General features: G+C 54.8%; 6 protein-coding genes. All 6 read right to left on the reverse strand.

The window, feature by feature from the left end:
- Window positions 1–183: 183 nt before the first annotated feature.
- On the reverse strand, window positions 184–522 hold the full coding sequence (locus tag Q0X57_RS06340; protein ID WP_007365939.1) for a DUF2149 domain-containing protein: 339 nt from the start codon (window positions 520–522) through the stop codon (window positions 184–186).
- Window positions 506–1,123: a MotA/TolQ/ExbB proton channel family protein gene (locus Q0X57_RS06345; protein ID WP_007365940.1), complete on the reverse strand. Its 618-nt coding sequence runs from the start codon at window positions 1,121–1,123 to the stop codon at window positions 506–508. The genes Q0X57_RS06340 and Q0X57_RS06345 overlap by 17 nt, the downstream gene beginning before the upstream one ends.
- A 26-nt stretch (window positions 1,124–1,149) precedes the next feature.
- Window positions 1,150–1,854 carry a hypothetical protein gene (locus Q0X57_RS06350; protein WP_297729174.1) on the reverse strand — a complete coding sequence of 235 codons (705 nt, stop codon included), beginning with the start codon at window positions 1,852–1,854 and terminating at the stop codon, window positions 1,150–1,152.
- 3 nt (window positions 1,855–1,857) lie between these two features.
- Window positions 1,858–6,108, reverse strand: coding sequence for a cobaltochelatase subunit CobN (locus Q0X57_RS06355; protein ID WP_297729177.1), 4,251 nt, complete (start codon window positions 6,106–6,108; stop codon window positions 1,858–1,860).
- 33 nt (window positions 6,109–6,141) lie between these two features.
- Window positions 6,142–8,103, reverse strand: coding sequence for a TonB-dependent receptor (locus Q0X57_RS06360; protein WP_297729180.1), 1,962 nt, complete (start codon window positions 8,101–8,103; stop codon window positions 6,142–6,144).
- A gap of 122 nt (window positions 8,104–8,225) precedes the next feature.
- Entirely contained in the window at window positions 8,226–8,888 is a 663-nt protein-coding gene (locus Q0X57_RS06365; protein ID WP_297729183.1) for an HmuY family protein, read from the reverse strand.
- Window positions 8,889–9,037: the final 149 nt, after the last annotated feature.

The following is a 9,037-nucleotide window of genomic DNA, read 5'->3' on the forward strand; positions in this document are numbered from 1 at the left end:
GGGCTTGCGGTTAACTTGGGGGCGAGCGAGCGAAGCATTGGCACAAACGACAGCCCCCACGGGTCTCTGGTCGTAGAGAGCCGTGGGGGCTGTCGTGATTTAGGAGCTATTTAGGGGCTGGTTAGCGCTCTTTTAGCGATGGGTTAGGGATGGCTTAGCGGTCTGTGAGCTGTCTGCTCTGGTTTACTCCTCGGGGATGTAGATGACCTCGCCATTCTCCAGCTCGTAGGCGATGCCGACGCGCTTGCCTCGGCGCTGACTGGAGGCGTCCTCGCTGTCGGTCGGTGTGTACCGCTCGATGGTGGAGCCTTTCTTGGAGATGATCTCCATATTGTCCTTACCGGGGTTCTTGATGATGGTAAAGTCCTCCTGCGTGAGCATCTCGGTCATGCTAAACTTTGTGACCAGTGCCACCATCAGCGCCACGGCAAAGACCATCGCCACGTCAAAGAGGTTGCTCACGAGCGACGATGGATCGGTATCGTCGTGGCGTAGGGTGCGTCGCTTACTTCTTCGTCTCATCTTCAGCTTGAGTTAGGAGTTCGTCGATGTAGTCGATGTAGATGAGCTCTTGGTGGTGATAGCGGTGCAGCCTCTGCAAGGTTAGATAGCCAATGGCGGAGACGAAGAGTCCCAGCACGGTGGTTGCAAAGGCGACCTGCATATTGTACGCCATAGTTGCCATATCGCCACTGCTAAGCCCGACGAGCGCTGGTCCCATTGGTATGAGGGTACCCATCAGTCCGAGGATTGGGCCGAACTTGGTCAAGACTTGCGGGTAGACGAGTCGCTTGTCGAGGCGTAGCTCATACTCGCCGATGAGTAGGCTACGCTCAGCAGCGGGAGCTGTGAGGAGCGAGCGCAGGAGCTCCTCAAAGAGGTCTAGCCGTGCTGTCTCTTGGCTTTCACCGCCTAGCTCTTGGCGCAGTCTGCCGAGTAGTGCGCTGGCGTCTTCACGCTGATGAGCGAAGTAGCGTCGCTGTAGTCGCTTGTAGCGCTGTGCCCGCTCGATGAGTCCGCCCAGCATGAGGAGGGCTAGGAGGAAGAGTAGGAGTAGTCCAATGATTACCGGTATGAGTAGACCATTGGAGAGGAGAAACATAGTGTCTGAAATGAATTTCATAGTAATCTGTTGTGTGTATAACTATCTTATTTGCGTGAGCCTTTTGCCTTGATGAGCATGGCTATATAGCCGATGAGCATGCCGCCAGCGAGGGTTGCGAGGAGGATGCACAGCTCTCTAGGTGAGGAGCTGTCTAGCTGGACCTCTGGAGCTTGGGTGCGCTCTGGTATGAGGATGTAGGCTATGACGCTACCCACGGCTAGCACCCCAGCCAAGAGCATAGCGAGCAGACGGAGGAACTCCCGATCACGTATCAGGCGAGGTATCAACTCGATGAGTAATAGGAGCACCACAGCAAAGGTTATGGTCACTGCCCAGTAATGAACCCCAGGTATGCTGTAGATGACGAAGCTCCTCAGGTAGCATAGCGCAGGTAGCATCAGTAGCGAGGGTAACCATACAGCTATCTGGTGGCAAGCGGTCATGACCGCTACGACTAGTCCCTCTCGATGATAGATCGTACGCAGAGGTCGGTGCGCGGGGCGGTAGGTGACGACTGCCATGGTGAGCAGTAGCTCTAGCGAGACCATCATGGCGAGTGTGGAGAGCTGCTCTGCCTGACGTAGCATAGCGTCGAGGGCTAGCTTGCTCACCCGCAGAGTCGCCTGATGGGTCGCCACCAAGCCTACGATATAGAGTACCGCATGTGCTAGTCGCACCCTACGATCAGATCGTACGGCTGTGGTGGTGAGCGCCACTAGGAGCGCAAAGATGGAAACGATGAGTATCATCTCTTACTTCGTACGCTTCTTACGTCTGCTGTAAAGGAGGGAGAGTACCAGTATGAGGACGAGTACGACACCTCCTATGATGACTATCTCGGTCGTGGAGAAACTATCCTGATCCTCTGCAGAGGCAGAGCCTGAGGAGTGCTTCTTGTCCTGAGCCTTGTCCGAGTCTTTTGAGAGTACCTGCTGCTTTTGGCCAGACTGTGAGGTCACTTTGAGCGCTTTGTCTAGGGCGGTGGTGTACTCTTGCTGTTGCTCGGGTGTGAGTTGATCTTGGATCATCTTACGCAGCTTAGCATTGTCACAGACCATACCGCTACAGCCAGCACCTGCCTTTGCCAAGCTCTCGGCATGGAGCCGAGCGATGGTCTGCTTTTGCTCAGCAGTCGCCTGCCAGTAGCCCTTGCGAATGGTCTCCATCATGGAGGCGGTGAGGTCTTGCAGGGCTGCGGGGTTGTTGCGCTCGAAGAAGTCAACGGTGCCGAGCTGGTGCTTGTCCACGACATACATATCGTAGAGAGCATCCCAGAGCTCCTTGTCGATGGCGGAGGGCTTCATAACGTTCCACGCATAGGTATTGCGGATGGTTTCGTCGATAGCATCTGCCGCTCCAGCGCCCTCTTTGAGCTGCTCACGCACATAGGTGGGGTTGAGGATGGTGGTGCGAGCTTCGATGCCGATAGCTTGCTTGATCTCCTGCGTCTTGACACGACGACGGTTGCGCAGATCGGTAAAGTAGCCCTCGGGGTCTTTGCCTGTGACGTGACGCACGGAGAGGGTGAGCCCGCCCATAAACTCATAGACGTGATCCAAGCTTAGCGCACCCCACGTATTGCTCTGACGGGGCTGAACGACGGCATCGGTGTTTTGCAGTGCCGCCTCAAAGATACCCTTGGCGGTCTCGCCCCAGAGCTCTTCATCTCCATAGATGGCGCCCATATTGTTCATATAGACCTCGGCAATCTCGCTCTCTTTCTCCCAGCGGTCACCGCTCTCGACGAACTCCTGAATGCCAGTACCGTAGGCACCGTTGAGACCGCCGAAGATGCGCTTGCCACTAAGCTTACGAGCCTGCTCGGGGGGAACGCCATGCTCTAGGAGTACACGCTCCGCCTCGACACGTCCGAGGGCAATCTGGTTGGGCGTCTTGCCATCCTTGGTCTCTGCGACGAGGTCTATAGCCTTTTGCAAGAGGAAGAGACGGGAGGCAGCGATGTCTCGGAGTTGGCCCGAGGTCTGTATGACCACATCCACACGGGGTCTGCCGAGCTCCTTGATGGGGATGACGCGTACGTCGATCACTTTGCCACGGCGGTCACGCACGGGCTCGACACCGAGGAGCGCCATAATCTCAGCGATGGTGGTGCCCTCGCTCTCGATGAAGCTACTGCTCCAGAGCGTGAAGCTCACCTTGCGCGGTATCGAATCGTTGTGACGAGAGCGGTAGTCAGCGATAAGCGCATCGGCTAGTTGCTGTCCATCTTCCCACGCCTTTGCCGTGGGCGTCATCTCGGGATCAATAGCGTAGAGGTTGCGCCCGGTGGGTAGTACGGAGGGGCTGGCGATGAAGTCCCCGCCTGGCGAAGGTGCCGTATAGCCACCACTGAGCGCATTGGCGAGCGAAGCTAGCTCGAGCTGTGGCGAAGTGACCAGCATACGCTTGTAATATGGTATCTGCGCTACGGAGCGACGTAACAGACTGATACCCTCGGCGAGGAGTACCAGCTTGGGGTCTTTCTTCGTCTCGGCACTGGCGGGCTTGCCGTGAGGAGGCATACCGCCACCCATTCCCTTAGGCATATCCTTAGGCATATCCTTAGGCATACCTTTGGACATCCCCTTTGGCATACCACCGCCCATCATACCTGCAGGCATACCGCCCATCATACCAGCCTGAGCGCTCTCCTCTTGTTGTGCCTTGAGGAACTGATCGGCACGTGCTAGCTCGGCACGACTAACGCCTAGTGACTGAATGAGCGCATCAACCTCTCCTGAGGGAATCTCCCGATCCTGAACACGAGCCACGAAGCGGTCGGCAGGACGGAGGTAACGAGCGTTGAAGTAGACATCGTCCTTGATCTGAGCGTCGGTAATCCGTCCGCGAGACTTGTCCACTTGAGCTAGTGCATAGGCTATCGGGTCAACCGAGAGAAGGCGGACACTGGAGCGAATCTTTTCTGAGCTGAAGGGGACACCTGTCGTGTACATACCGCCTACTATCTTGGCGTGAGCTAGCTCATCAACAAAGTTGGCAATCAGCTCAATTTCGTCTCTCGTATAGGGCTTGCTCATCGTGGAGTCTAGCTTGAGGTCTCTGTGGAAGCCCTTAGCAATGGTCATCTCTTTAATCCGCTTGGAGAGCACGTCGTCATCTTTTTCCGAAGCTAGATAGCGATCGGTCAAGTCGCGTAGCGGTTGCATCTCTTTGTCTAGCTGTGTATTGATAAAGGGCGGAGCTAAGTAAGAGACTGCCTGCCCGTAGGAGCGACGCTTGGCGATCATACACTCGCCGACGTTTGCCGTTGTGTAGTAATAGATGTGTGGCAGGTCGCGCACGAGTCTGTCGGTGTAGTCGTAGTTGCTTAGCGCTACCTGCTTGCCGGGGATAAACTCCAAACTGCCATGCGTGCCGAAGTGCATCAGGACATCAGCGTGCCAGCCGTTGCGAGCCCACAGATAGCTGGCTATGTATGGGTAAGCGGGTACGGAGGTGGAGCCGTGTACCATCTTGAAGTCTAAATCCCCGCTACCAGTTCCTGGCTGAGGTAGGAGAGCTACCTTACCATAAGTGAGTCGGGTCACCGCAATGCCCTCGACACCGTCACGCTCTAAGACGAGGTCGTGTCCAGGTATCGCTCCGTAGCGACCTTCTATGCTGTCCTTGAGTGCTGGGGGAAAGGTGTCATCAATCCACTGCGTCAGCTCTTTCGTCGATACAAAGGCAGGGTAGTTGCTGTGTAGCATCATCTGCTTGTTGCCCTCCGCATAGTTGTTGTAGAGTGCGCCACGAGACATCAGATCCTTGGCAAAAGCCTCCTCCGTGTCGGGCAATCCCGTCAGGTCGTACCCTTGGCTCTGTAGATACTTCAGAACATTGTAGAGCGAGGGCACAACTTCAATGCCTTGCGCCACGAGACTGTTTTGTCCAGGACCCTTGAAGTAGAAGAGTGCTATGCGCTTGTCCGCGTTGCTCATCGTCTGTAGCTTGACATAGCGGTGGAGTAGTGAGCAGAAGTCGGGCAGACGCTCGGGTATTGTGTGAAACTCCTTAAAGCCCTGCTTATTCTCCCGCAGTGTCACCAGCGCAAAGGGGAGGATCGTACCATCTATCTCAGGCGTTACGACTGTCTGGCTGAGATAGCCACCCCACATACCTTGCTTGTCTTTGATCCAGTCGTCATATAGCTCCGATACGAGGAGCGGAGTGAAGATAGGTACGTTGTGCTCCTTGAGCCAAGCGATGGCGGGGTCGCCACCGAAGCGACCGTGTGCGAAGTAGATGACCGCCTGTGGCTTGATCTCCGTGAGGAACTCCAGTCGACGTGTCATAGCGCTGATTGGGTAGACGTTAAAGCCCGACTCCTCTAGCGCTCCGATCAACTCGTCCAAGTAGTCTCGGCTTGATCCGAAGGGGCCTGCGATACCTGTAAAGAGCGCAATGCGAGGAGCGCCCTCCTTGTATCCATGCTCGTTGTAGTACTTTTGAAAGCTCTCGACGCTGTCGAAGGCTAGGTCGGGGTCTTCGTCCGTAAAGAGCAGGTCGTAGCCGTACTCTACAGGCTCTTCGATAGTGCCCGTACGGAGCGACTTACCGAGGATTTCCTTACGGATATAGTTGAAGGCCGAGCGATAGTTGCTCGTACCGCCATTAGTAAGGTACACCTCGAGCTTAAGCTGCTGGATGGAGTCGACATTGGAGATACTATTCTCAGGCGTTGTGGTCATGTAGGCGAGGTACTTCAGGCCCTTCTCTTCGCCCAGTTGCTTGATCAGTGCACGGTCCTCGTCGGTCCACTTGAGTCCCATGCCGAAGGCGATCATAGCGTCGTAGTTCTTCAGCTCGGAGAGATCCGTGACAGCTGTGAGGCGCACATTCTCCTTGTCGGTTGCAGCCGCCATACGAGAGGCTACGAAGTCTGGCATATTGACCAGTGCGACTCGCACTGGCTTAGGCCACAAGAGATAGGCGCAGAGGATGATGACGCCCAGCAGTAGTGTGGCGCCGATGTAGTAGAGATGCTTCTTAGAGAAAGTCATAAGAAAGAAAGTCTTAGTAGGGGAGAAGTCCTTTTAGTAGTTTAGAGAGAGCGAAACGAAGTAGCTACGTCCAGGCGATAGCGAAGCGCCCTGCTCGATGATTGGGGTCATATAGTTGAAAAGGTTGTCGCAGCCCAGTGTCAGGCTAAGGTCTAGGAGCGTCTGCCAGCGCTGTGTGACACTAGCCCTAAAGAGTGCATAGCCAGGATAGGAGGCGTACTTATAGTCTTTACTGGCATCGTCATAGACGGCAGACTTCACGCCACTGAGGTAGCGTCCGGTGAATTGCCCCGAGAGCGTGTACAAGCCCCAGCGGTGAGCGTACTGTATGGAGCCATTGATGTGGTGTGGTCTCGTGTTGCGGATATAGAAGGAGTGCGTCTTGCCCTGCACCTTCATCTGCTCTAGGACGAGAGCGTAGTTGATGTTGATATCAAAGTTTGCGAAAGGCGTCACCCGTAGCATCGCCGTACCGCTCCATAGATTGAGAGGCTTGTCCCCGTTGCGATACTGGAGGACACGCCCCTCCTGCTCAGGCCGCGTATAGATACGATTGTTGATGCGGTTGTAGGAGGCCGAGAGCGAGATATTCATAAAGGAGTTGTTGTACTCAGGAGTAATCATCACGAGGTGGCTGATCTCAGGCTTGAGGTCGCTGGCGCCTTTGATGCGAAACATACCTCTGTGGTCCCAGTCCATAAAGAGCTCCTTGAGCGAAGGCGATCTAAAGCCTTCGGAATAGCTAATGCGTAGGGCGTAGTTGTGATTGCGCCACATGATCGATAGACGAGGCGTCAGGTGCGTGCCATAGGTTGAGTGCATATCTTGCCGAATTCCTACGGTAGTGCTCCAGTTATTGTCCATACGCCAGAGCATTTGCCCGTAGAGCGTCTTGGTCGAAGCGCTGTGTACCTGATTGAGGTTGGTCACCTGTACGCTACGCAGGTTCTCGTGTAGTATCTCCACACCCGCATTGAAGCTCGGCTTGTAGGGGTCTTCCGTAGGGTCGTAGTTGTACTGCATGCGAGCCGTCTGCGTCAGGTAGTTAAACTGTGGCTCCCAGGGACCCTCCTCCTTTGTAGCGAGGAAGAAGTACTTGTCTCGCTTGTATCCCTCGATGTGGTAGCTAGCCTCTACGGAGTGTCCATCGGTAGGTTTGTAGAGCAGGCGTAGATTGCCCGTGGGGCTCTGATAGAGGTTCTTCTCCTTGTCGTCAAAGTTTTGCATACGGGAGTGAAAGCGTCCCGTAGCGGTCATCGAGAGACGCTTTTCTGGGGAAAGGTAGCGTAGCTGCTCTTCCATATGAAAGGTGTAGAAGCCGGGCATCGTGCGGGGTATATCTGCACGTACGCTAGGTAGCTCGTAGTCTAGTTGCTTGGCATAGCCACCTGTCGTGGTGCTGGTCACACGACCTAGCTTCATCACCAGACGACCGTTGTAGCGCTGTATGCTCTGCGTGTCGTAGTGACCTGAGAGCGTAGCGTCGAGCTTCTTGTGGCTACGCTTCGTGATGATGTTGATCACACCGCCTATGGCATTGCTCCCATAGAGAGCCGAGCTAGAGCCTTGTAGCATCTCGATGCGCTCTATCGAAGAGGGGTCTATACGCTCTAGGTCTACGCTACTGGAGGCTCCCTCGTTGGTCATACGCTCGCCATCTATGAGGAAGAGGTAGTAGTCTGCCGAGAGCCCTCGTATGCTCATCCGGTTTTGCGTGCCGTGGGTGCTCGTCTGCACGCCAGGGATCACCATCTGTAGCAGATCCTCTACGGATCGTGCCTGCACCGCTTCGATCTCTTTGGGCGAGACGACACGGATCGGTATGGAGATGTTTTTCATCGGACAACGTGTGCGAGTCCCCGTGACGACCACTTCGTCAAGACACATGACCTTCGTACTGTCTAGGAGTATCGAGTCTTGAGGAAGGAGTGGGGTCGCGGAGAGCGAACTGGCGAGGGTAAGTAGGGAGAGGAAGATGTATAGGGAGCTTTTCATATAGTAAAGTGTGAGTGTGTGGGGGGGGGCTTGGAGAGCCAATAGCTACTAAGAGCTAAGGTAGCTCGGAGCCACGGAGAGCGATCGCTCTAGTAGCTCCGAGCTGGTAAGGGAGAGGAAGACTACTTCTTGTCTGCCTTGATGATATACTCTAGGGTGATGTGTCCCCTCTTCTTCGTAGCACTCAGACAGTCTAGGACGCGGACGCGGACAATCTGACCAGCTGCCGAGCGAACGAGAAAGACAGAGGGATCAACCGTATCCTTGGGAGGCATACCCTCACTGCTGATGATACCTTTATTTAGGTATCCTTTCCCATCACCCTTGGGCTCTGAGGTAAGGAGGAAGTTGGCAGATTGCTTCTCGTACTTCCTTTCGTGCTTGCTCATGTCAAACTTCATCAGGAGTGTACCCTCACGGTCTAGCGTCCACTCGCTATCCTTAGGAGTAGGTATGTCAGCCATTAGATCCTTTTGGGAGGTGCGAGCGGCTGCGCCCTTGCCCTTGCCCGAGGTACCGCCATTGGTCTTGAAGTCGTAGCGGTGTAGCCCTAGATCCCATGAGAGATCGGTCTCGGGAGTCGATACGCTGACCACTTCGCCCTTGTCAAAGTTGATGTAGACCCACTTCGTATAGTCGGAAGCGTCTACGACGATCTTCTTGGTCATTCCCTTCTCTTGAGAGGGATTGGGTGCAGGCTTTGGTTCGTTCTTGTCGCTTTTGCACGAAGCGCATAGCAACAGCGTCATGAGAGCCGCTAGAGAGAGTAGGATTGTTTTTTTCATATACTTGGTTGCTTGGAAAAATAGATTGTATGATTGCTCTGCAAAGGTATGAAGGAGAGACTACGCAAATCAATACCTAAACGTCGGTATTTTCGTTTGTGCCGTCCCAATGCTCAGCCATGAGCGCTCCTCAGTACACACCTCTCAAT

The sequence above is a fragment of the uncultured Porphyromonas sp. genome (assembly GCF_947254915.1).
Lineage (GTDB): Bacteria > Bacteroidota > Bacteroidia > Bacteroidales > Porphyromonadaceae > Porphyromonas.

Coding starts and splice junctions, on each gene's coding strand:
- Q0X57_RS06340 (WP_007365939.1), bottom strand. CDS start 522: ATGAGACGAAGAAGTAAGCGACGCACCCTACGCCACGACGATACCGAT.
- Q0X57_RS06345 (WP_007365940.1), bottom strand. CDS start 1,123: ATGAAATTCATTTCAGACACTATGTTTCTCCTCTCCAATGGTCTACTC.
- Q0X57_RS06350 (WP_297729174.1), bottom strand. CDS start 1,854: ATGATACTCATCGTTTCCATCTTTGCGCTCCTAGTGGCGCTCACCACC.
- Q0X57_RS06355 (WP_297729177.1), bottom strand. CDS start 6,108: ATGACTTTCTCTAAGAAGCATCTCTACTACATCGGCGCCACACTACTG.
- Q0X57_RS06360 (WP_297729180.1), bottom strand. CDS start 8,103: ATGAAAAGCTCCCTATACATCTTCCTCTCCCTACTTACCCTCGCCAGT.
- Q0X57_RS06365 (WP_297729183.1), bottom strand. CDS start 8,888: ATGAAAAAAACAATCCTACTCTCTCTAGCGGCTCTCATGACGCTGTTG.